The 693-nt window shown below is 52.8% G+C and carries 1 protein-coding gene; it reads left to right on the top strand.

The features are described 5' to 3' along the window. Positions 1–131 precede the first annotated feature (131 nt). Positions 132–620, top strand: a complete 489-nt coding sequence (locus ACQRAX_RS25535) for an Hcp family type VI secretion system effector (protein WP_412039100.1) — start codon at positions 132–134, stop codon at positions 618–620. Positions 621–693 lie beyond the last annotated feature (73 nt).

Here is a 693-nt window from a genome sequence, read left to right as displayed (position 1 = left end):
TTCAGACCATTCCTACGTGCTCTGCTGTGTTTTCTCTATTGTTGGGAAGATGCACCAGGACTAACTTCCTCAGGTCGTCGCGTTGATGTAAGCCGACACGGAGCATTTACCATTACCAAGGAGTGGCAATGATGGCGTTTGACGCATTCATAAAAATCGACGGTATACCTGGCGAAGTGCTGGACGAAAAATACCGAGACTGGATTGAAATCACCGGCTATAGCTTTGGGGCCCACCAAAGCACCTCCGCGACTGCCAGCTCGGCGGGCGGCGCATCCTCTGGCCGCACGACCATGACCGTTTTCACGTTCACCAAGGCAATGGATAAATCCAGCTGCAAGCTGCTGGAAGCCAGTTGCGCAGGCGAGCACTTGAAAGAAGTGACCTTGGCGCTTTGCCGTGCGGGCACTGACAAACTCAAGTACTTCGAGATTGTTCTTGAGCAAGTCATCATCGCTGACTACATGCAAAACGCTGGTGCAGGTGTCCCTCAGGAAGTAGTGCAGCTGGATTTCGGTCGCATCAAAACCACCTACACCCAGCAAAAGCGTAGCGATGGTGCAGGCGGCGGGAATGTCGCAGGCGGCTGGGATCGAATTGGCAACAAACGGTATTCGTGAGGCGAACATGGCTGAGCCTCAGGTTTTTATAAATACCAAAACCCAAACCTTCGATTCCTTGAGAGCCGGGCTT

This window comes from Pseudomonas sp. UM16 (genome assembly GCF_050312595.1).
Classification (GTDB): domain Bacteria; phylum Pseudomonadota; class Gammaproteobacteria; order Pseudomonadales; family Pseudomonadaceae; genus Aquipseudomonas.
The sequence above is the reverse complement of the archived record's forward strand: the minus strand, read 5'-3'. Positions and strand labels throughout refer to the sequence as shown.

What these genes read in the sequence shown, in the direction of transcription:
- ACQRAX_RS25535 (WP_412039100.1), top strand. Translation starts at nt 132, where the DNA reads ATGGCGTTTGACGCATTCATAAAAATCGACGGTATACCTGGCGAAGTG.